This window comes from Lentibacillus sp. L22 (genome assembly GCF_040812445.1).
In the GTDB taxonomy this organism is placed as follows: Bacteria; Bacillota; Bacilli; order Bacillales; family Amphibacillaceae; genus Lentibacillus_C; species Lentibacillus_C daqui.
The window spans coordinates 23,753-44,068 of sequence record NZ_JBFNXI010000018.1; the positions used below are offsets into that span (position 1 = coordinate 23,753).

Genomic DNA, 20,316 nt, shown 5'->3' on the forward strand with positions numbered 1-20,316 from the left:
CCCCTTGCTAGATGTAAACAACTTTGAGTATATGAAAATTGGTTTAGCATCATCAGAGAAAATCCGCTCATGGTCATATGGTGAGGTTAAAAAGCCGGAAACGATTAATTATCGTACATTAAAGCCGGAGAAGGATGGGCTTTTTTGTGAGCGTATTTTTGGACCCACGAAGGATTGGGAATGTCATTGCGGAAAGTATAAACGAGTGCGCTACAAGGGTGTTGTATGTGACCGTTGTGGTGTGGAGGTAACCAAGGCAAAAGTTCGTCGTGAGCGGATGGGACATATTGAGCTTGCCGCACCAGTTTCACATATTTGGTATTTTAAAGGAATCCCGAGCAGAATGGGACTCGTACTGGATATGTCACCACGTGCATTGGAAGAGGTTATTTATTTCGCGGCATATATTGTCACTGATCCCGGCAGTACGCCATTGGAGAGGAAGCAATTATTATCCGAGAAAGAATACCGTGCCTATTATGATAAATATGGGAAAACGTTCAAGGCACAAATGGGCGCCGAGGCAATTCGCAAACTTCTTGAGGATATTGACCTCGACAAAGAGGCGGATATACTAAAAGAAGAACTCAAAACGGCGCATGGTCAACGACGCACCCGTGCAATTAAACGATTGGAAGTACTGGAGGCATTCCGTCATTCCGGTAATGAACCGTCCTGGATGGTTATGGATGTGTTGCCGGTTATCCCGCCGGAAATCAGGCCGATGGTTCAATTGGACGGCGGACGTTTTGCAACCTCTGATTTAAATGATTTATATCGTCGCGTTATTAACCGCAATAATCGTTTGAAGCGCCTCCTGGATCTTGGTGCACCAAGTATTATTGTGCAAAATGAGAAACGAATGCTGCAGGAAGCAGTCGATGCTTTAATCGATAACGGTCGCCGCGGCCGCCCAGTAACCGGTCCAGGTAACCGGCCGTTAAAATCATTGTCACATATGCTAAAGGGAAAACAAGGTCGCTTCCGTCAAAACTTATTGGGTAAGCGGGTTGATTATTCCGGCCGTTCTGTTATCGTTGTTGGACCACACTTGAAAATGTACCAGTGTGGCTTGCCAAAGGAAATGGCTTTGGAACTGTTTAAACCGTTTATCATGAAAGAACTTGTGGAAAAGGGATTGGCGCATAACATTAAATCAGCCAAACGTAAAATTGAGCGGGTTCATCCTGAGGTTTGGGATGTTTTAGAAGATGTTATTAAAGAACATCCGGTATTGCTTAACCGGGCTCCAACCTTACACCGACTTGGGATTCAGGCTTTTGAACCGACATTGGTTGAAGGTCGTGCGATTCGTTTGCATCCACTTGTTTGTACAGCATACAATGCCGATTTTGATGGAGACCAAATGGCGGTACACGTACCGTTGTCAGCTGAAGCGCAGGCGGAAGCACGAATTTTAATGCTTGCTGCCCAGAACATCTTGAACCCGAAAGATGGCAAACCAGTTGTTACGCCGTCTCAGGACATGGTGTTGGGAAACTATTATTTAACGCTTGAACGGGAGAATGCAATTGGTGAAGGCTCTGTTTTTAACGATATCAATGAAGCGTTAATTGCTTACCAAAATGGTTATGTACATTTGCACACACGAATAGCTGTTAAGGCATCTAGTGTAAACAATGAGACCTTTACCGAAAAACAGCAAAATCAATTGTTACTAACAACGGTAGGGAAATTAATATTTAATGAGATTTTATCTGATTCGTTCCCATATATTAATGAACCAACCAAGACCAATCTTGAGGTTCGCACACCGGAGAAATATTTCGTGGAAAACGGAACGAATATAAAAGAGGAAATTGAAAAACGTGAGCTGATCAAACCATTCAAAAAAGGGTTTTTGGGCGATATTATTGCGGAAGTATTCAAGAAATTTAAAGTCAGTGAAACTTCCAAAATGCTTGACCGCATGAAGGACCTTGGCTACAGCTTTTCTACCAAGGCTGGTATGACAGTTGGGGTATCCGATATTGTGGTATTGAAAGAAAAAGAGGATATTCTGGAAGATGCACAGCAAAAAGTAGATAAGGTATTGAAACAATTTCGTCGTGGTTTAATCACGGAGGAAGAACGCTATGACCGTGTTATTGCGGTATGGTCACAAGCGAAGGATACCATTCAGGATAAATTGATGGGGTCGCTGAATGCTCGTAACCCAATTTTCATGATGAGCGATTCCGGAGCACGTGGTAATGCTTCCAACTTCACGCAGCTTGCTGGTATGCGCGGTCTAATGGCTAACCCATCTGGACGTATTATTGAGTTACCGATTAAATCAAGCTTCCGTGAAGGGCTAACTGTATTGGAATACTTTATTTCCACACACGGAGCCAGAAAAGGATTAGCCGACACGGCATTGAAGACAGCTGACTCTGGTTACTTAACGCGTCGTCTTGTTGATGTTGCTCAAGATGTTATTGTCAGGGAAAACGATTGTGGAACAGATCGAGGCTTAACTGTTGAGGCGTTAACAGATGGTACTGAAGTGATCGAACCGCTTGTGGACCGACTCATTGGCCGGACCGCATTTGAAACAGTGCGTCATCCGGAAACAGGTGATACAATCGCTGAATTTAACACGTTAATCACGGAAGATCAGGCAAAACAAATCGTTGAAGCAGGTATTGAGCAGGTTACTATTCGTTCCGCATTTACATGTAACACGAAACACGGGGTATGTAAGAAATGTTATGGCCGTAACCTGGCAACTGGTGATGAGGTTGAAGTTGGTGAGGCAGTTGGAATCATCGCAGCCCAATCAATTGGTGAACCTGGTACACAGTTAACTATGCGTACTTTCCATACAGGCGGAGTTGCTGGTGATGATATCACACAAGGTCTCCCTCGTATTCAGGAATTGTTTGAGGCGCGTAATCCAAAAGGTCAGGCCGTAATCACAGAAATTTTTGGAACGGTTAAAGAGATTAAAGAAGTAAAAGACAAACAGGAAATTGTCATCCAGGGTGACGTAGAAGAGAAGTCATACGCTGTTCCGTACAATGCACGGCTTAAAGTATCACTTGATGATCAAGTCATTGCCGGACAGGAATTGACTGAGGGTTCTGTGGATCCGAAAGAATTACTGCGCGTACAAGGTGTAGATGGCGTACAGAATTACCTCCTGCGTGAAGTGCAGCGTGTATATCGCATGCAGGGTGTTGAAATTGGCGATAAACACGTGGAGGTTATGGTACGACAAATGCTTCGTAAAATCCGCATTATGGATGGCGGTGATACGGATGTTCTGCCTGGTTCATTACTGGAAATACACCAGTTTAAAGAAGCCAATCAGGAAGTCCTTCATGAAGAAAGACAGCCGGCTGTTGGCAAACCGGTATTACTCGGTATCACAAAAGCATCGTTGGAAACAGATTCATTCCTGTCTGCTGCGTCCTTCCAAGAAACAACGCGTGTCTTAACGGATGCTGCTATAAAAGGAAAACGGGATGAGCTGCTTGGTTTGAAAGAAAACGTCATTATTGGTAAGCTGGTACCTGCTGGAACAGGTATTGACAGGTACCGGAAAATTGAAGCAGCTATTGATGAGCCACAGGAAGATGAACAAGAAGAAGTAGTGCAATAAACAGCAAAAAAAGAAGTAGAGATAAAGAAAAAGTATAGTAAGTAATCGGAAGCACCTTATATGAGTTTCATCTAAATTTGTGTTGACATTAAAAAAAGACAATGGTACTATATTCAAGGTGCTTCCGATTATACTTGTTTGCTTTGGAGGATATTACGATGTCTTATGAAAAAGTAACTCAGGTTCGCTCACGATTAATAATCGGTATAAAGCAGACGCTTAAAGCCATGGAAAAAGGCGTCATCAGTGAAGTAGTTGTTGCGAACGATGCAGATCAACAAATGATTGAAGAGGTAGTGCGTTTGGCTGATGAACTAAATATTTCCATAGATCGTGTTGATTCAATGAAAAAGCTTGGCGCAGCTTGTGGAATAGATGTTGGTGCATCAACTGTAGCAATTAAACATGATTAGTTTTGGCGAGGGCCCTCGTGAAAGCTTTGTTTTTTGTTTAAAAATGAACCACCTGGGTACGTGGTATTACAAATTGCTGTGGCACCAGGTGGTACAAGACGATATTTTTACAGTTTATACTTGAAGGGAGGATAATAAAGTGCCTACAATTAACCAACTTGTACGTAAAGGCCGTGTCAGCAAAACAAAACAATCTGACTCACCTGCATTAAACAAAGGGTACAATAGTTTTAAAAAATCATTCACCGATCTTTCATCTCCGCAAAAACGTGGTGTTTGTACCCGTGTAGGAACATTGACACCGAAGAAGCCTAACTCGGCACTTCGTAAGTATGCCCGTGTTCGTTTGTCAAACAACATTGAGGTAACAGCTTATATTCCTGGTATTGGCCACAACTTGCAAGAACATAGTGTTGTGCTTATCCGCGGCGGACGTGTAAAAGACCTGCCGGGGGTACGGTACCATATTGTTCGCGGTGCACTTGACACAGCCGGTGTTGAAGGACGTGCACAAGGACGTTCAAAATATGGAACAAAGAAAAAGAAATAATAACAGCCAGGTATAAAGCGTTCAAAAAGGCAATTAAAGGGAATCGTTCTTTTTTCGTGCCTTTTGAACTTCAACCAAGATTCTGAGAAAGGAGGGGGACATATGCCACGAAAAGGACCAGTACCTAAACGCGATGTCTTACCGGATCCATTATACAATTCAAAATTAGTAACTCGTTTAATCAATCAAATCATGGTTGACGGCAAACGAGGCAAAGCACAAAAAATTCTTTATAAAGCATTTGAACTTGTTGGCGAACGAAGCGGTCAAAACGCAATGGAAGTTTTTGAACAAGCAATGAAAAATGTTATGCCAGTACTTGAGGTGCGTGCCCGCCGTGTTGGTGGATCAAACTACCAGGTACCAATGGAAGTGAGACCTGAACGACGTCAAGCATTGGGGCTTCGTTACATTGTTAACTATTCTCGACTCCGCGGAGAGAAAACAATGGAAGAACGCCTTGCAAACGAAATTCTGGACGCATCAAACAACACAGGTGCATCTGTTAAAAAACGCGAAGAAATGCACAAGATGGCAGAAGCAAACAAAGCATTTGCTCACTATCGTTGGTAAAATTTCAGGCGTGTTCAAAAGAAAAATAAAAGAACCGGGGTCGGCTAAGATTTTTGTCGTTCTGTTGTAATGCCAATACTATATCCGAAATTCGGAGTTCATTTTATACTTTTTGAACAGCTTATACACTAAATGTTTTCACAAGAAAGGAGAAGAATACATGCCGAGAGAGTTCTCCTTGGAAAAGACGCGCAATATTGGTATTATGGCGCATATTGACGCAGGTAAAACCACTACAACTGAGCGTATTCTTTTCTATACAGGACGTATTCATAAGATTGGTGAAACACATGAAGGTGCCTCTCAAATGGACTGGATGGAGCAAGAGCAGGAACGCGGAATTACGATTACTTCCGCTGCAACGACTGCCCAATGGAAGAACCATCGTATTAACATCATTGACACACCGGGCCACGTAGACTTCACAGTTGAGGTGGAACGTTCATTGCGTGTCCTTGATGGTGCTGTAACAGTCCTTGATGCACAGTCGGGTGTTGAACCACAAACAGAAACAGTGTGGCGCCAAGCAACCACATATGGCGTGCCACGTATTGTGTTTATTAACAAAATGGATAAGATCGGTGCTGACTTCATGTATGCGACCGGTACACTAAAACAACGGTTAGGTGCCAATGCCCATCCGGTTCAATTGCCAATTGGTGCAGAGGATAATTTTGAAGGTCTCATTGATCTAGTCACGATGGAAGCTTATTACTATGAGGACGATTTAGGAACTCGTGCAGATGCCCGGGAAATTCCTGATGAGTATAAAGACAAAGCTCAAGAAATGCGCGATTCATTAGTTGAAGCTGTTGCCGAACTTGATGAAGATTTGATGATGAAATATTTGGAAGGCGAAGAGATTTCCGAAGAGGAACTAAAAGCCGCCATTCGTCAGGCAACATTGAATGTTGAATTCTACCCAGTGTTTGGTGGATCAGCATTTAAGAACAAAGGTGTTCAATTAATGCTTGATGGTGTTATTGATTACCTTCCAGCACCAACGGATGTACCGCCAATCGAAGGTATCCTGCCAGATTCTGAAGAGAAAGTGACACGGCCGTCAGATGACGATGCACCATTTTCAGCACTGGCATTTAAAGTAATGACAGACCCGTATGTTGGTAAACTGACATTCTTCCGCGTTTATTCCGGAACATTGGACTCCGGTTCATATGTGAAGAACTCAGTAAAAGACAAACGGGAACGGGTTGGACGGATTCTGCAAATGCACGCCAATCACCGTCAGGAAATTTCCACTGTTTATTCTGGTGAAATCGCTGCTGCAGTAGGATTGAAGGATACCGGAACCGGTGATACGCTATGTGCTGAAAAAGACACGGTCATCCTGGAATCCATGGAATTCCCGGAACCGGTTATTTCCGTAGCGATTGAACCAAAAACCAAAGCTGACCAGGATAAAATGGGCATTGCATTAGGGAAGCTTGCGGAAGAAGATCCAACATTTAAAACGGAAACAAACGTTGAGACTGGTCAAACAATCATTTCCGGTATGGGTGAACTTCACCTGGATGTCATTGTTGACCGCCTGAAACGCGAATTCAAAGTAGAAGCCAATGTTGGTGCGCCACAAGTTGCGTACCGTGAAACTTTCCGTTCTTCTGCTGAGGTTGAAGGTAAATTCATTCGTCAATCTGGCGGACGTGGACAATATGGTCACGTTTGGGTTAAATTTGAACCTAATGAAGAAGGAGCAGGCTTTGAGTTTGAAAACAAAATTGTTGGCGGAGTTGTTCCACGTGAATACATTCCCGCTATCGAAGCAGGCATTAAAGAATCCATGGAAAATGGTGTGTTAGCCGGTTATCCGTTAATTGATGTCAAAGCTACATTATTTGATGGCAGCTACCATGATGTTGACTCTAATGAAATGGCATTTAAGATTGCTGCATCAATGGCGTTGAAGGCAGCGAAAAACAAATGTAACCCAGTACTGCTTGAACCAATTGAGAAGGTTGAAATCACCATTCCTGAAGAATATATGGGTGACATTATGGGAGATGTAACCTCCCGTCGCGGACGTGTAGAAGGCATGGAAGCACGTGGCCCAGCACAAATGATCAAAGCATTTGTACCCCTTTCGGAAATGTTTGGTTATGCAACTGCATTGCGTTCAAACACACAAGGACGTGGACAATATACGATGCATTTTGATCACTATGAAGAAGTGCCAAAAAGCATCTCTGAAGAAATTATCAAAAAAAATGCTGGTGAATAATTGATTTTTTGATAAATCTAAAGTATAACTTTAATGAAGGTAAGGAAAATAACCCAAATAAGTTATTTTCCTACCATCATAATATACATGTTCATTTAATTAAAGGAGGAAATATAAATGGGTAAAGAAAAATTCGATCGCTCGAAAAGTCACGTAAACATTGGAACAATCGGTCACGTTGACCATGGTAAAACAACATTAACTGCAGCAATTACCACTACATTGCATAAGAAATCAGGTAAAGGTACTGCAATGGCATACGATCAAATCGACGGTGCTCCAGAAGAAAAAGAACGTGGAATCACGATTGCAACTTCACACGTTGAGTATGAAACGGATTCCCGTCACTATGCGCACGTTGACTGCCCAGGCCACGCTGACTATGTTAAAAACATGATCACTGGTGCAGCACAAATGGACGGTGCGATTCTGGTAGTATCTGCTGCTGATGGCCCAATGCCGCAAACTCGTGAACATATCCTGTTGTCACGTAACGTTGGTGTACCTGCTATCGTTGTTTTCCTGAACAAATGTGACATGGTTGATGACGAAGAGCTATTAGAATTGGTAGAAATGGAAGTTCGCGATCTATTAACTGAATACGACTTCCCTGGTGACGATGTACCAGTAATCAAAGGTTCTGCATTAAAAGCACTTGAAGGTGACGCTGACTATGAAGCTAAAATCTTTGAATTGATGGATGCAGTTGACGAATACATTCCAACACCAGAACGTGATCATGAAAAAGCATTCATGATGCCTGTTGAGGACGTATTCTCTATCACTGGCCGTGGTACAGTTGCTACTGGTCGTGTAGAACGTGGAACTGTTAAAGTTGGTGATGAAGTTGAAATCATCGGCCTTAACGAAAAACCAGGAAAAACTACTGTTACTGGTGTAGAAATGTTCCGTAAGTTGCTTGACTATGCAGAAGCTGGTGATAACATCGGTGCATTACTTCGTGGTGTAGCCCGTGAAGATATCAATCGTGGTCAAGTGTTGGCTAAACCAGGCTCAATCACACCACACACGAACTTTAAAGCTGAAGTTTATGTATTGTCAAAAGAAGAAGGTGGACGTCATACACCATTCTTTGCTAACTATCGTCCACAATTCTATTTCCGTACAACGGATGTGACTGGTGTTATTACACTACCAGAAGGAGTAGAAATGGTAATGCCTGGCGATAACATTGAAATGACTGTTGAACTCATTTCACCAATCGCTATTGAAGATGGTACCCGCTTCTCTATCCGTGAAGGTGGACGTACTGTTGGATCAGGCGTTGTAACAACTATTGAAAAATAATTGTTGATAAAATAAGCTAGCTTGAAATGTTAGACAGGCGGTGTGACGACACCGTCTGTTTTTTGGTTTATGGAAGCTGCGTGTGATGGGTATTTGTTGTTGGGGAGTTTAGCTCCTGTTGTGAGTTCGGCACGTACGTCGCCAACCGGGCGCTAACTTGTTTAAAAAAACTCCCGTCATCCCTTGCATTCCGTGTAAAAAGTAAGTATAATACATAAATGTGCAATCTAATGGGTACAAGTGTTAAATTAGGCTTATGACCATACATGATGACGGTTATACTTATATTAATCAGAAAAAAAGGGTTGCATTGACCATCATGATTCTATATAATTGAAATGTTGGTCACAAGGCGATGAAGTGGAAGGTTGTTGGCACACCCGGCCCCTTTGCCATGGCGGGTGGTCAAGAAATTTTCACGGAGAATGTCTATTATAAAATGGGCGTAAAGGAGGGAAAATAATGGCAAAAGAAAAGATTAGAATCCGTTTAAAAGCGTACGATCATCGAATTTTGGATCAGTCCTCAGAAAAAATTGTAGATACTGCAAAGCGATCTGGAGCAGCCGTTTCCGGTCCAATCCCGTTACCTACAGAGAAATCTGTTTATACGGTGTTGCGTGCAGTGCACAAATACAAAGATGCACGTGAGCAATTCGAAATGCGCACACATAAACGGTTGATAGATATTGTTAATCCAACACCACAAACGGTGGATTCATTAATGCGTCTTGATTTACCATCCGGTGTGGATATTGAAATTAAACTTTAATAAATTTTGTACCAAATAGGAGGTGTAACGGATGACGAAAGGAATCTTAGGTCGTAAAATCGGCATGACACAGCTTTTTTCTGAGAACGGAGAATTGCTTCCTGTTACAGTTATTCAAGCTGAGCCAAACGTAGTCCTGCAGAAACGGACGATGGAGAATGACGGCTATGAAGCTATTCAAATTGGATTTGCTGATGAAAAGGAATCTCGCACGAATAAAGCAGAAAAAGGGCATGCTGAAAAAGCAAACACAACCCCTAAGCGCTACGTTCGTGAAATCCGTAACGCAAATCTTGATGAATATGAAGTAGGTCAGGAAATTAGCGTTGAAGTATTTCAAGCTGGAGACAAAATTGATGTAACTGGAACATCAAAAGGGAAAGGTTTCCAAGGTGCAATCAAACGGCACAATCAGCAGCGCGGACCAATGGGACACGGGTCACACTTCCATCGTGCACCTGGTGCAATGGGTGATATTGATCCAATGCGTGTCTTCAAAGGAAAAAGTCTGCCAGGTCAAATGGGCGGCGAACAGGTTACGATCCAAAACCTTGAAGTAGTTAATGTAGATGCACAGCGCAATCTAATTCTTGTCAAAGGTAATGTACCTGGTGCGAAAAAGTCATACGTAAAAGTCACAAGTGCAATCAAGGCTAACTAATTATACAAACGAAGGGAGGATATGTCATGCCTAAAGTAGCACTATTTAAACAAGATGGTTCACAAGCAGGAGATATGGAGTTGACCGATTCCGTTTTTGGCATTGAACCGAATACCCATGTATTACATGAAGCTGTTGTTATGCAACAGGCATCATTGCGTCAAGGCACCCATGATGTGAAAAATCGTTCAGAAGTACGTGGCGGTGGTCGCAAACCATGGCGTCAAAAAGGTACCGGCCGTGCTCGTCAAGGTTCCATTCGTGCTCCACAATGGGTAGGCGGCGGAACAGTTTTTGGTCCAACACCACGGAGTTACAGCTACAAATTGCCGAAAAAGGTACGTCGTCTGGCACTTAAATCAGCGCTATCTTCCAAAGTAAATGAAGAAAATCTGGTTGTTCTTGACGGTATAACAATCGATGCCCCAAAAACAAAAGAAATTGTCAACATGCTTCAAGCTTTGAACGTGGATAACAAGGCATTAATTGTTACAGCGGAAAAAGATGAAACGGTAATCCGTTCAGCAAACAACCTTCAAACAGTAAAAGTACTTACTGTAGAAGAAGTGAATGTAGTTGATTTACTCACGCATGACAAGCTGATTCTGACGAAGGATGCGGCTGAAAAAGCAGGGGAGGTGCTTGCATAATGGAAGGTTCAAGAGATATTATTAAGCGCCCTGTCATTACAGAGAACTCTGCCGAATTAATGGCAGATAAGAAATATACGTTCGAAGTAAGCCCCAAAGCGAATAAAACACAAATCAAAGATGCTGTGGAAGATGTCTTTGGTGTGAAAGTAATTAAAGTAAATACGTTAAATGTAAAAGGTAAATTCAAACGAATGGGTCGGTATGGCGGTTATCGCTCAGATCGTAAAAAGGCTATCGTCCAGCTTTCGGAAGACAGTAAAGAACTGGATTTCTTTGAAGGCTAAAAGTTAATGTGAAGGAGGGAAAACAAGATGGCGATTAAAAAATTCAGACCAACTTCAAATGGTCGACGTAATATGTCGATATCTGATTTTGCGGAGATTACAACAGATCAACCAGAAAAATCCCTGTTAAGCCCGATATATAAACGTGGCGGCCGCAATAACCAGGGAAAATTAACTGTTCGTCATCAAGGTGGTGGACATAAGCGTCAATACCGGATGATCGATTTCAGACGGAATAAAGATGGTATACCTGGACGCGTTGCTACTATTGAGTATGATCCTAACCGCACAGCAAATATTGCTTTAATTCATTATGCAGACGGTGAAAAACGCTATATATTAGCACCAAAAGGACTCAAAGTAGGCCAGCAAATTGAATCTGGCGAGAATGCCGATATTAAACTAGGTAATGCACTGGCACTAAAAGATATTCCGGTTGGTACAGTTGTTCATAACATTGAATTAAAACCGGGGAATGGTGGCCAATTAGCCAGATCTGCTGGTGCTGAGGCGCAAATTCTTGGTCGCGAAGGAAAATATAGTTTGGTACGTTTAGGTTCTGGAGAGGTTCGGTTAGTTTTATCAACTTGCCGTGCAACAATTGGCCAGGTTGGTAACGTGGAACATGAACTTATTCGTGTTGGTAAAGCGGGCCGCACGCGTTGGTTAGGCAAGCGCCCAACCGTACGTGGATCTGTTATGAACCCTAATGATCACCCACATGGTGGTGGTGAAGGACGCGCACCAATCGGACGCAAATCACCAATGTCACCTTGGGGTAAACCTACACTTGGATACAAAACACGTCAACGCAATAAGCAAACAGATAAGTATATCGTGCGTTCACGTAAAAAATAACGGTATAGACGGGAAGTTCCCCCCGTATCTAACTTTGAAAGGAGGTTTATCCATGGGTCGCAGTTTGAAAAAAGGACCTTTTGCAGATGACCATCTAATGAAGAAGATAGAGAAATTAAATGAAGACGACAAGAAACAGGTTGTAAAAACGTGGTCTCGTCGTTCAACTATATTCCCTCAATTTATTGGTCACACTGTGGCTGTTTATGACGGGCGCAAACATGTGCCAGTTTATATTACGGAAGACATGGTCGGACATAAATTAGGTGAATTCGCGCCAACCCGGACGTTTAAAGGGCACGCAGGCGATGATAAGAAAACAAAACGCTAATGAGAGGAGGCGCTCTATATGCAAGCTAAAGCCGTTGCTAAATCCGTTCGTATTGCTCCTCGTAAAGTTCGCTTAGTAATAGATTTAATTCGAGGAAAAAACGTTGGTGAGGCTATTGCCATTTTACGCCATACCCGACGTGGTGCTTCTCCAGTCGTAGAAAAGGTGCTCAACTCAGCAATCGCAAATGCCGAACACAACTACGAAATGGATACAGACAGTTTGGTTATATCAGAAGCATTTGTAAATGAAGGTGCTACGCTGAAACGTTTTCGTCCACGGGCACAAGGACGTGCAAGTAAAATCAACAAACGCACAAGCCACATTACAGTGGTTGTCACAGAAAAGAAGGAGGGATAGTCAGTGGGTCAAAAGGTAAATCCTCAAGGTCTGCGTGTCGGTATAATTCGTGACTGGGAGTCAAAATGGTACGCAGGCAAAGACTATGCAGACTTACTACATGAAGATATTAAAATCAGAGAATATCTTGAAAACCGTCTACGTATTGCTGCTGTGTCTTCTATTGAAATTGAACGTGCAGCAAACCGTGTTAACATCACCATTCATACTGGTAAGCCAGGTATGGTAATTGGTAAAGGCGGTTCAGAAGTAGAAGCTTTACGTAAATCATTAAACAGCTTGACTGGCAAACGTGTCCATATTAATATTGTTGAGATCAAAAAAGTGGATTTGAATGCTACATTAGTTGCTGAAAATATTGCTCGTCAATTAGAGAATCGTATCTCTTTCCGCCGTGCGCAAAAGCAGGCTATTCAACGTGCTATTCGTGGAGGCGCAAAGGGAATAAAAACACAAGTATCCGGACGTCTGGGTGGAGCGGATATCGCCCGTGCGGAGCATTATAGTGAAGGAACAGTACCATTGCACACATTGCGCGCTGACATTGATTATGGAACAGCTGAAGCAGACACCACTTATGGTAAATTGGGTGTTAAAGTGTGGATCTATCGTGGTGAAATCCTTCCAACAAAAACTGATAACTAAGGAAGGGGGCAATGCATTATGTTAATGCCAAAACGTGTAAAATATCGTAGACAACACCGTGGCCGTATGAAAGGTCAAGCAAAAGGTGGTAAAACAGTAGCATTTGGTGAGTACGGCCTGCAAGCAATTGATGCATCATGGATTACAAGTCGTCAAATTGAGGCTGCTCGTATTGCTATGACCCGTTACATGAAACGTGGCGGTAAAGTGTGGATTAAAATTTTCCCAGATAAACCTTATACCAAAAAACCTCTTGAAGTTCGTATGGGATCCGGTAAAGGGGCCCCTGAAGGATGGGTCGCTGTTATAAAACCTGGGAAAATCATGTTTGAAATCGCCGGTGTATCCGAGGAAGTCGCACGTGAAGCATTGCGTCTTGCTTCTCATAAACTGCCGATTCGAACCAAATTCGTAAAACGTGAAGAAATTGGTGGTGAAATCAATGAAGGCTAATGAGATTAGAGAGCTAACCACTGCCGAAATTGAACAAAAGGTCAAAACGTTAAAGGAAGAACTATTTAATTTGCGCTTTCAGTTAGCAACTGGACAATTGGAAAATACGGCACGAATTCGTGAAGTTAAGAAATCAATTGCACGTATGAAAACAGTTGTACGTCAACGTGAAATAAGTGTGAATAACTAACGTAAATAAGAGAGGAGGTTAGCCTCAAAATGACTGAACGTAATAATCGTAAAGTATATACCGGCCGTGTAGTATCAGATAAAATGGACAAAACGATCACAGTTTTGGTTGAAACCTATAAGTTCCATAAATTATACGGTAAACGTGTAAAATACTCGAAAAAATTTAAAACACATGATGAAAACAATCAAGCAAAAATTGGTGATATCGTACGCATCATGGAAACACGCCCGCTTTCAGCCACTAAGCGTTTCCGTTTGATTGATGTTGTTGAAGAAGCGGTCATTATTTAATAAAAGTTCGCTCAGGAAGATCCGAAGGGAGGTCACTCTTTATGATTCAACAGGAAACTAGTTTAAAAGTTGCAGACAACTCTGGTGCCCGTGAAGTACTAGCAATTAAAGTATTAGGCGGATCTGGACGTAAAACAGCTAATATTGGTGATGTCATTGTTTGTTCGGTGAAACATGCAACACCAGGAGGCGTTGTCAAAAAAGGTGAAGTTGTTAAAGCTGTTATTGTACGCAGCAAATCCGGAATGCGCCGTAAAGATGGATCGTATATTCGTTTTGATGAAAATGCTGCCGTAATTATCCGTGATGACAAAAGTCCAAGAGGTACACGTATCTTCGGACCAGTTGCTCGGGAATTGCGTGATGCAAAGTTCATGAAAATCGTATCTCTAGCTCCAGAAGTTTTATAAACCAAATGTTTAGACCTTGCCAAGGAGGTGCGTAAAGCATGCATGTAAAAAAAGGTGATAAAGTCAAAGTTATTTCCGGAAAAGATCGTGGCAAACAAGGGACTATTTTAGAAGCATATCCTAAAAAAGAACGTGTCATTGTCGAAGGAATCAACATGGTGAAAAAGCACGCCAAGCCTTCACAAGATAATCCTCAGGGTGGAATTCTCGATCAGGAAGCTGCTATTCATGTTTCCAATGTAATGCCAATTGACCCGAAATCAGGTGAACCAACTCGTGTTGGGTATGAAGTACGGGACGGCAAAAAGGTTCGTATCGCGAAAAAATCCGGTGAAGCATTAGATAAGTAATTTTCGGCGAAAGGAGGGCGCTCGTGATGAATCAACTTAAACAAAAATATCAAGATGAGATTTTGCCATCTTTGATGAATAAATTCAATTATGAATCTGTTATGCAAGTGCCAGCAATCGAAAAAATTGTTATCAATATGGGTGTTGGCGATGCAGTTTCAAACTCAAAAGCATTGGATAGTGCAGTTGAAGAACTAGCTTTAATTTCTGGGCAAAAACCAATGATAACCCGCGCAAAGAAATCTATTGCAGGTTTCCGTTTGCGTGAAGGAATGCCAATTGGAACTAAAGTTACGCTTCGTGGTGAACGCATGTATGAATTCCTGCAGAAACTTATTTCCGTTTCATTACCACGGGTTCGTGACTTCCGCGGAATTTCAAAAAAGGCTTTTGATGGCCGCGGTAATTACACATTAGGTATTAAAGAACAACTGATTTTCCCGGAAATTAATTATGATAAAGTAAACAAAGTGCGTGGTATGGACGTTGTTGTTGTAACAACATCAAATACTGATGAAGAAGCGCGTGAGTTGTTGGCTCAGCTAGGCATGCCTTTCCAAAAGTAAGAGAGGTCGTTATGAAGAGAGCTAATACAAGGAGGGAAAATTGTGGCTAAGAAATCAATGATTGCGAAACAAAAACGCCCACAAAAATATCAAGTTCGTGAATATACACGTTGTGAACGTTGTGGTCGTCCACATTCTGTAATCCGCAAATTTAAATTATGCCGTATTTGTTTCCGTGAACTTGCCTATAAAGGTCAAATTCCTGGTGTCAAAAAAGCAAGCTGGTAAAACCCGTTTCGGGAAGGAGGTAATGATTAATGGTTATGACAGATCCAATTGCAGATATGCTAACTCGTATTCGTAATGCTAATATGGTAAAACACGATAAGCTTGAGCTTCCTGCATCTAAAATCAAAAAAGAGATCGCTGATATCTTGAAACGTGAAGGATTCGTACGTGATTATGAATTCATTGAGGATGCCAAGCAAGGTGTTTTGCGTATATTCCTTAAGTACGGTGCAAATAGTCAACGAGTAATTACAGGTATCAAACGAATTAGTAAACCAGGTTTGCGTGTTTATGCAAAAGCCGATGAGGTACCACGAGTGCTAAACGGTCTGGGTATTGCAATCGTATCAACATCCAAAGGTGTGTTATCCGATAAAGAAGCACGCTCACAAGCTGTAGGCGGCGAAGTTCTTGCCTATGTCTGGTAATTAACATTTTCAAATTGAGGAGGTGCGTAAAATGTCTCGTATAGGATTTAAGCCAATACAAATTCCTGAAGGTGTCGAAATTAATCTTGACGGAACTCACATGACTGTAAAGGGCCCAAAAGGTGAATTATCCAGAAGCTTAAATGGTGAAATGAAAGTTGTCATTGAAGATAATGTTATCACTGTTGAACGCCCTAGTGATAATAAGGAACATCGTGCAATGCATGGTACTACCCGCAGCCTGATTGCCAATATGGTTGAAGGTGTCTCAAAAGGATTTGAAAAAGGTCTGGAAATCATTGGTGTCGGTTATCGGGCACAAAAGCAGGGGAATAAAGTAGTTATCAATGCCGGGTATTCCCATCCAGTCGAAATTGAACCACAAGATGGCATTGAAATTGAAGTTCCGAAAAACACGCAATTGGTCGTTAAAGGAATTGACAAAGAACTAGTTGGTGCGATTGCGTCAAAGATTAGAGCGATTAGACCGCCTGAACCATATAAAGGAAAAGGTATTCGCTATGTAAATGAATATGTACGTCGTAAAGAAGGTAAGACGGCGAAGTAAGCAGGTAGGGTAGAGAAAGGAGTGACTTAAATGATCACAAAGCCTGACAAAAATGCAGTACGCAAAAAAAGACATGTACGCGTTCGTAAAAACCTTTATGGAACAGAACAACGCCCACGTTTGAATGTATATCGTTCAAATAAACACATTTACGCACAATTAATTGATGATATTAATGGTACGACATTAACAAGTGCATCTACAAACGATAAAGAATTGCAAATACAAGCAACTGGCAATGTTGAGGCAGCCAAACAAGTCGGTGAACTGATCGCAAAACGTGCCCAGGATAAAGGTTGCAAATCGGTTGTATTTGACCGCGGAGGCTATCTTTATCATGGTCGTGTAAAAGCTTTGGCAGATGCTGCAAGAGATGCAGGTCTTGAATTTTAATCGATAAAGGAGGGACATACATGCATAATAGTATTGATCCAAACAAATTAGATCTTGAAGAACGCGTTGTTACAATTAACCGTGTTGCAAAAGTAGTAAAAGGTGGACGTCGTTTCCGTTTTGCTGCATTGGTGGTAGTTGGCGATAAAAACGGGCATGTAGGGTTTGGTACTGGTAAGGCGCAAGAAGTACCGGAAGCAATCAAAAAAGCAGTTGACGATGCGAAGAAAAACTTGATTGAGGTACCTATTGTCGGCACAACGATCCCACATGAAATCAATGGACGCTTTGGCTCTGGTAATGTATTAATGAAACCAGCTTATGAAGGTACTGGAGTTATTTCCGGTGGTCCGGTTCGTGCCGTGTTGGAACTTGCCGGCGTTGGTGACATTTTAACAAAATCACTTGGAGCAAACACACCTATCAATATGATTCGTGCTACTTTAAATGGATTAACAAACTTAAAACGCGCAGAAGAAGTTGCAAAACTACGCGGAAAGTCTGTAGAAGAACTGTTAGGATAAGGAGGGAAATACTATGTCTAATAAGTTAGAAATCACCCTCAAGCGCAGTGTTATTGGTCGAACAGAAGTGCAAAAGCAAACTGTTCAAGCATTAGGACTTAAAAAAATCAGGTCAACTGTTACCCGTGAGGATACACCGTCAGTTAGAGGCATGATTAATAAAGTATCCCATCTTGTAACGGTTAAAGAGGTTTAATAAAACATTAGCGTAAAGGGAGGTGCTCGCATGAAACTTCATGAATTGAAGGCATCAGAAGGAACTCGCAAAAATAGGAACCGTGTTGGTCGAGGCATGTCATCTGGAAATGGTAAGACTTCAGGAAGAGGACATAAAGGACAAAAGGCACGTTCCGGCGGTGGTACTCGTCTAGGCTTTGAAGGTGGTCAAATGCCATTATTCCAAAGCTTGCCAAAACGTGGCTTTACGAACATTAACCGTAAAGATTTTGCTATTGTGAATCTGGATGCATTAAATCGTTTTGCAGACGGTACAGAAGTTACACCTGAGCTATTACTTGAAGAAGGTGTCGTTAGCAGAGTGAAATCCGGCATTAAAGTGCTTGGAAATGGTGCTATCGAGAAGAAACTTACGGTAAAAGCTCACAAGTTCTCTGCTTCGGCTAAAGAAGCTATAGAAGCAGCGGGCGGTCAAACCGAGGTGATTTAATGTTTCGTACAATCTCCAATTTTATGCGCATAGGTGATATCAGACGGAAGATTATTTTTACATTGTTGATGTTAATTATATTCCGTCTTGGTACATTTATTCCTGTGCCATACACAAATAAAGAAGCGATTGACTTTATGAACCAGCAGAATGTGTTTGGATTCTTAAACACGTTTGGTGGTGGGGCATTACAGAACTTCTCTATTTTTGCAATGGGAATTATGCCCTACATTACAGCTTCGATTATTATGCAATTACTGCAAATGGATGTTGTACCGAAATTTGCTGAATGGAAAAAGCAAGGTGAAATGGGCCGCAAAAAACTTGCGCAAATCACCCGTTATGGAACTGTGGTGCTTGCTTTTATTCAGGCAATAGCAATGTCGATCGGATTTAATGCCATGGCCGGCGGGCAGTTGATATCGAACCCCGGCATTCCGACATTCCTGGTGATTGCAGTTGTCTTGACGAGTGGAACAACCTTTTTGATGTGGCTTGGTGAGCAAATTACTGCAAATGGAGTCGGAAATGGGATTTCGATTATCATCTTTGCCGGTATCGTCGCAGCCATACCTAATGGTGTAAAACAGTTGTATATTCAGTATTTTGATAAGCCAGGTGACGAATTGTTTATTAATATCGTCATTGTTGCATTAATTATTTTGGTTGTTCTGGCAGTTACTGTTGGTGTTATTTTTATTCAGCAAGCACTGCGGAAAATCCCAATCCAATATGCCAAAAAGCTTGTTAATCGTTCGCCAGTCGGTGGTCATTCCACCCACTTGCCACTTAAAGTAAATGCTGCAGGGGTTATTCCGGTAATTTTTGCGATCGCATTTATTATGGCACCAAGAACGGTAGCAGGACTGTTTGAAGGCAATAAGGTTGCGGCTACAATTGAAAATATCTTTGATTATACAAAACCAGCTGGGATGGCCATTTATGTTGTATTAATCATTGCGTTCACATTTTTCTACTCATTTGTTCAGGTTAATCCCGAACAAATGGCAGAGAATTTGCAGAAACAAGGTGGGTACATCCCGGGAATTCGGCCTGGTAAGAAGACGCAAAACTATCTTACCCGGGTGTTATATCGTCTTACAACGGTAGGATCGATCTTCTTGGCAGCTGTTGCAGTTTTACCTATGATCTTAGGTAAAATTGGAAATCTGCCTACATCAGTACAAATCGGCGGTACGAGTTTACTGATTGTTGTTGGTGTCGCATTGCAAACCATGAAAAAATTGGAGAGTCAGCTTGTCAAACGGCACTACAAGGGCTTTATCAAGTAAAACTCGGTCCTAGGCTTGAGAGCGAGGGGAAAGTTGTTGAATTTAATCTTAATGGGTCTTCCTGGTGCTGGTAAGGGTACCCAGGCAGAAAAAATAGTTGAAAAATATCACATCCCTCATATTTCTACAGGAGATATGTTCCGATTAGCAATTAAAGAAGGAACAGAGCTTGGTAAAAAGGCAAAAGAATTTATGGATCAAGGTGCACTTGTGCCGGATGAGGTAACAACAGGCATTGTTGACGAACGTTTGCAAAAAAGCGATTGTCAAAATGGGTTTTTACTAGACGGTTTTCCGCGGACAATTGCACAAGCTAAAAGCTTACAATCCATATTAGCCAATATGAACAAAGCAATTGATTATGTCCTGCACATTAAAGTTCCGGAGAAGAAATTGGTTGAGCGTCTGACCGGGCGCAGAATCTGTCCGACATGTGGGGCTACCTATCATGTGGTGTATAATCCTCCGAAACAAGACGGCATCTGCGATAAAGATGGGTCTCCATTAATCCAGCGGGATGATGATAAAGCTGAAACAGTAAAGAATCGATTGGCTGTTAATATTGATCAGATGCAGCCGATGCTGGATTTCTATGAGGAGAAAGGATACTTGGTAACGGTAGACGGTGATCAGGAAATTGAACAAGTATTCCAGGATATTCAATCAAAAATAGAAAAATAAGCATTCTGCTGTATAGGGGTGCA

Annotated in this window: 29 protein-coding genes; all 29 read left to right on the forward strand. The window is 41.9% G+C overall.

Features of this window, described 5'->3' with window-relative positions:
- Positions 1-4 precede the first annotated feature (4 nt).
- The 29 genes from rpoC (at position 5) to ABRT01_RS10030 (ending at position 20,293) form a co-directional block, all read left to right on the forward strand.
- Positions 5-3,604 carry a DNA-directed RNA polymerase subunit beta' gene (gene rpoC, locus ABRT01_RS09890; protein ID WP_269410872.1) on the forward strand — a complete coding sequence of 1,200 codons (3,600 nt, stop codon included), beginning with the start codon at positions 5-7 and terminating at the stop codon, positions 3,602-3,604.
- A gap of 158 nt (positions 3,605-3,762) precedes the next feature.
- The gene (locus tag ABRT01_RS09895) at positions 3,763-4,017 is read left to right on the forward strand and encodes a 50S ribosomal protein L7ae-like protein (protein ID WP_367746967.1); all 255 of its coding nucleotides are present in this window, start codon (positions 3,763-3,765) and stop codon (positions 4,015-4,017) included.
- 139 nt (positions 4,018-4,156) lie between these two features.
- Positions 4,157-4,567 carry a 30S ribosomal protein S12 gene (gene rpsL, locus ABRT01_RS09900; protein ID WP_269410874.1) on the forward strand — a complete coding sequence of 137 codons (411 nt, stop codon included), beginning with the start codon at positions 4,157-4,159 and terminating at the stop codon, positions 4,565-4,567.
- 102 nt (positions 4,568-4,669) lie between these two features.
- On the forward strand, positions 4,670-5,140 hold the full coding sequence (rpsG, locus tag ABRT01_RS09905) for a 30S ribosomal protein S7 (protein ID WP_269410875.1): 471 nt from the start codon (positions 4,670-4,672) through the stop codon (positions 5,138-5,140).
- 160 nt (positions 5,141-5,300) lie between these two features.
- A complete protein-coding gene (fusA, locus tag ABRT01_RS09910; protein ID WP_367746970.1) occupies positions 5,301-7,379 on the forward strand; it encodes an elongation factor G in 2,079 nt (692 codons plus the stop codon).
- A gap of 117 nt (positions 7,380-7,496) precedes the next feature.
- Complete coding sequence (gene tuf / locus ABRT01_RS09915) at positions 7,497-8,687, forward strand: elongation factor Tu (protein WP_269410877.1); 1,191 nt, start codon at positions 7,497-7,499, stop codon at positions 8,685-8,687.
- 462 nt (positions 8,688-9,149) lie between these two features.
- Positions 9,150-9,458, forward strand: a complete 309-nt coding sequence (gene rpsJ / locus ABRT01_RS09920; protein WP_269410878.1) for a 30S ribosomal protein S10 — start codon at positions 9,150-9,152, stop codon at positions 9,456-9,458.
- Between the two features lie 31 nt (positions 9,459-9,489).
- Entirely contained in the window at positions 9,490-10,119 is a 630-nt protein-coding gene (rplC, locus tag ABRT01_RS09925) for a 50S ribosomal protein L3 (protein WP_269410879.1), read from the forward strand.
- Positions 10,120-10,145: 26 nt separating this feature from the next.
- A complete protein-coding gene (gene rplD, locus ABRT01_RS09930) occupies positions 10,146-10,769 on the forward strand; it encodes a 50S ribosomal protein L4 (protein WP_367746974.1) in 624 nt (207 codons plus the stop codon).
- Positions 10,769-11,056: a 50S ribosomal protein L23 gene (rplW, locus tag ABRT01_RS09935; protein ID WP_269410881.1), complete on the forward strand. Its 288-nt coding sequence runs from the start codon at positions 10,769-10,771 to the stop codon at positions 11,054-11,056. Before rplD ends, rplW begins: the two co-directional genes overlap by 1 nt.
- Positions 11,057-11,083: 27 nt before the next feature.
- On the forward strand, positions 11,084-11,914 hold the full coding sequence (gene rplB / locus ABRT01_RS09940; RefSeq protein WP_269410882.1) for a 50S ribosomal protein L2: 831 nt from the start codon (positions 11,084-11,086) through the stop codon (positions 11,912-11,914).
- A gap of 52 nt (positions 11,915-11,966) precedes the next feature.
- Positions 11,967-12,245: a 30S ribosomal protein S19 gene (gene rpsS / locus ABRT01_RS09945; protein ID WP_269410883.1), complete on the forward strand. Its 279-nt coding sequence runs from the start codon at positions 11,967-11,969 to the stop codon at positions 12,243-12,245.
- An 18-nt stretch (positions 12,246-12,263) separates the two neighbouring features.
- The gene (gene rplV / locus ABRT01_RS09950) at positions 12,264-12,605 is read left to right on the forward strand and encodes a 50S ribosomal protein L22 (RefSeq protein WP_269410884.1); all 342 of its coding nucleotides are present in this window, start codon (positions 12,264-12,266) and stop codon (positions 12,603-12,605) included.
- Between the two features lie 3 nt (positions 12,606-12,608).
- Positions 12,609-13,250: a 30S ribosomal protein S3 gene (rpsC, locus tag ABRT01_RS09955; RefSeq protein ID WP_269410885.1), complete on the forward strand. Its 642-nt coding sequence runs from the start codon at positions 12,609-12,611 to the stop codon at positions 13,248-13,250.
- An 18-nt stretch (positions 13,251-13,268) separates the two neighbouring features.
- Complete coding sequence (gene rplP / locus ABRT01_RS09960) at positions 13,269-13,703, forward strand: 50S ribosomal protein L16 (RefSeq protein ID WP_269410886.1); 435 nt, start codon at positions 13,269-13,271, stop codon at positions 13,701-13,703.
- Complete coding sequence (gene rpmC, locus ABRT01_RS09965) at positions 13,693-13,893, forward strand: 50S ribosomal protein L29 (protein WP_269410887.1); 201 nt, start codon at positions 13,693-13,695, stop codon at positions 13,891-13,893. The genes rplP and rpmC overlap by 11 nt, the downstream gene beginning before the upstream one ends.
- Before the next feature lie 29 nt (positions 13,894-13,922).
- Positions 13,923-14,186, forward strand: coding sequence for a 30S ribosomal protein S17 (gene rpsQ, locus ABRT01_RS09970; protein ID WP_269410888.1), 264 nt, complete (start codon positions 13,923-13,925; stop codon positions 14,184-14,186).
- Between the two features lie 41 nt (positions 14,187-14,227).
- A complete protein-coding gene (gene rplN / locus ABRT01_RS09975) occupies positions 14,228-14,596 on the forward strand; it encodes a 50S ribosomal protein L14 (RefSeq protein ID WP_269410889.1) in 369 nt (122 codons plus the stop codon).
- A gap of 38 nt (positions 14,597-14,634) precedes the next feature.
- Complete coding sequence (rplX, locus tag ABRT01_RS09980; protein ID WP_269410890.1) at positions 14,635-14,946, forward strand: 50S ribosomal protein L24; 312 nt, start codon at positions 14,635-14,637, stop codon at positions 14,944-14,946.
- A 26-nt stretch (positions 14,947-14,972) separates the two neighbouring features.
- The gene (gene rplE / locus ABRT01_RS09985) at positions 14,973-15,512 is read left to right on the forward strand and encodes a 50S ribosomal protein L5 (RefSeq protein ID WP_269410891.1); all 540 of its coding nucleotides are present in this window, start codon (positions 14,973-14,975) and stop codon (positions 15,510-15,512) included.
- A 42-nt stretch (positions 15,513-15,554) separates the two neighbouring features.
- Positions 15,555-15,740 (forward strand): type Z 30S ribosomal protein S14, encoded by a 186-nt coding sequence (locus ABRT01_RS09990; RefSeq protein ID WP_019375521.1) that lies wholly within the window; start codon positions 15,555-15,557, stop codon positions 15,738-15,740.
- Between the two features lie 29 nt (positions 15,741-15,769).
- On the forward strand, positions 15,770-16,168 hold the full coding sequence (rpsH, locus tag ABRT01_RS09995; RefSeq protein WP_269410892.1) for a 30S ribosomal protein S8: 399 nt from the start codon (positions 15,770-15,772) through the stop codon (positions 16,166-16,168).
- A 31-nt stretch (positions 16,169-16,199) separates the two neighbouring features.
- A complete protein-coding gene (gene rplF / locus ABRT01_RS10000; protein WP_269410893.1) occupies positions 16,200-16,736 on the forward strand; it encodes a 50S ribosomal protein L6 in 537 nt (178 codons plus the stop codon).
- A gap of 30 nt (positions 16,737-16,766) precedes the next feature.
- Positions 16,767-17,129, forward strand: a complete 363-nt coding sequence (rplR, locus tag ABRT01_RS10005; protein WP_269410894.1) for a 50S ribosomal protein L18 — start codon at positions 16,767-16,769, stop codon at positions 17,127-17,129.
- A 20-nt stretch (positions 17,130-17,149) separates the two neighbouring features.
- Complete coding sequence (rpsE, locus tag ABRT01_RS10010; protein WP_269410895.1) at positions 17,150-17,653, forward strand: 30S ribosomal protein S5; 504 nt, start codon at positions 17,150-17,152, stop codon at positions 17,651-17,653.
- A gap of 13 nt (positions 17,654-17,666) precedes the next feature.
- Complete coding sequence (gene rpmD, locus ABRT01_RS10015; protein ID WP_367746982.1) at positions 17,667-17,849, forward strand: 50S ribosomal protein L30; 183 nt, start codon at positions 17,667-17,669, stop codon at positions 17,847-17,849.
- Positions 17,850-17,879: 30 nt separating this feature from the next.
- Entirely contained in the window at positions 17,880-18,320 is a 441-nt protein-coding gene (gene rplO, locus ABRT01_RS10020) for a 50S ribosomal protein L15 (RefSeq protein WP_269410897.1), read from the forward strand.
- Entirely contained in the window at positions 18,320-19,612 is a 1,293-nt protein-coding gene (secY, locus tag ABRT01_RS10025; protein WP_367746984.1) for a preprotein translocase subunit SecY, read from the forward strand. Before rplO ends, secY begins: the two co-directional genes overlap by 1 nt.
- Before the next feature lie 36 nt (positions 19,613-19,648).
- Positions 19,649-20,293, forward strand: coding sequence for an adenylate kinase (locus ABRT01_RS10030; RefSeq protein WP_269410899.1), 645 nt, complete (start codon positions 19,649-19,651; stop codon positions 20,291-20,293).
- The last annotated feature ends 23 nt before the right edge of the window (positions 20,294-20,316 follow it).

Coding starts and splice junctions, on each gene's coding strand:
- tuf (WP_269410877.1), top strand. CDS start 7,497: ATGGGTAAAGAAAAATTCGATCGCTCGAAAAGTCACGTAAACATTGGA.
- rpsH (WP_269410892.1), top strand. CDS start 15,770: ATGGTTATGACAGATCCAATTGCAGATATGCTAACTCGTATTCGTAAT.
- rpsE (WP_269410895.1), top strand. CDS start 17,150: ATGCATAATAGTATTGATCCAAACAAATTAGATCTTGAAGAACGCGTT.
- rpsQ (WP_269410888.1), top strand. CDS start 13,923: ATGACTGAACGTAATAATCGTAAAGTATATACCGGCCGTGTAGTATCA.
- rplE (WP_269410891.1), top strand. CDS start 14,973: ATGAATCAACTTAAACAAAAATATCAAGATGAGATTTTGCCATCTTTG.
- rplP (WP_269410886.1), top strand. CDS start 13,269: ATGTTAATGCCAAAACGTGTAAAATATCGTAGACAACACCGTGGCCGT.
- rplC (WP_269410879.1), top strand. CDS start 9,490: ATGACGAAAGGAATCTTAGGTCGTAAAATCGGCATGACACAGCTTTTT.
- rpmC (WP_269410887.1), top strand. CDS start 13,693: ATGAAGGCTAATGAGATTAGAGAGCTAACCACTGCCGAAATTGAACAA.
- rplF (WP_269410893.1), top strand. CDS start 16,200: ATGTCTCGTATAGGATTTAAGCCAATACAAATTCCTGAAGGTGTCGAA.
- rplB (WP_269410882.1), top strand. CDS start 11,084: ATGGCGATTAAAAAATTCAGACCAACTTCAAATGGTCGACGTAATATG.
- rplR (WP_269410894.1), top strand. CDS start 16,767: ATGATCACAAAGCCTGACAAAAATGCAGTACGCAAAAAAAGACATGTA.
- rplX (WP_269410890.1), top strand. CDS start 14,635: ATGCATGTAAAAAAAGGTGATAAAGTCAAAGTTATTTCCGGAAAAGAT.
- rpsS (WP_269410883.1), top strand. CDS start 11,967: ATGGGTCGCAGTTTGAAAAAAGGACCTTTTGCAGATGACCATCTAATG.
- rplD (WP_367746974.1), top strand. CDS start 10,146: ATGCCTAAAGTAGCACTATTTAAACAAGATGGTTCACAAGCAGGAGAT.
- secY (WP_367746984.1), top strand. CDS start 18,320: ATGTTTCGTACAATCTCCAATTTTATGCGCATAGGTGATATCAGACGG.
- rplN (WP_269410889.1), top strand. CDS start 14,228: ATGATTCAACAGGAAACTAGTTTAAAAGTTGCAGACAACTCTGGTGCC.
- rplO (WP_269410897.1), top strand. CDS start 17,880: ATGAAACTTCATGAATTGAAGGCATCAGAAGGAACTCGCAAAAATAGG.
- fusA (WP_367746970.1), top strand. CDS start 5,301: ATGCCGAGAGAGTTCTCCTTGGAAAAGACGCGCAATATTGGTATTATG.
- rpsG (WP_269410875.1), top strand. CDS start 4,670: ATGCCACGAAAAGGACCAGTACCTAAACGCGATGTCTTACCGGATCCA.
- ABRT01_RS09895 (WP_367746967.1), top strand. CDS start 3,763: ATGTCTTATGAAAAAGTAACTCAGGTTCGCTCACGATTAATAATCGGT.
- rplW (WP_269410881.1), top strand. CDS start 10,769: ATGGAAGGTTCAAGAGATATTATTAAGCGCCCTGTCATTACAGAGAAC.
- rplV (WP_269410884.1), top strand. CDS start 12,264: ATGCAAGCTAAAGCCGTTGCTAAATCCGTTCGTATTGCTCCTCGTAAA.
- rpsJ (WP_269410878.1), top strand. CDS start 9,150: ATGGCAAAAGAAAAGATTAGAATCCGTTTAAAAGCGTACGATCATCGA.
- rpmD (WP_367746982.1), top strand. CDS start 17,667: ATGTCTAATAAGTTAGAAATCACCCTCAAGCGCAGTGTTATTGGTCGA.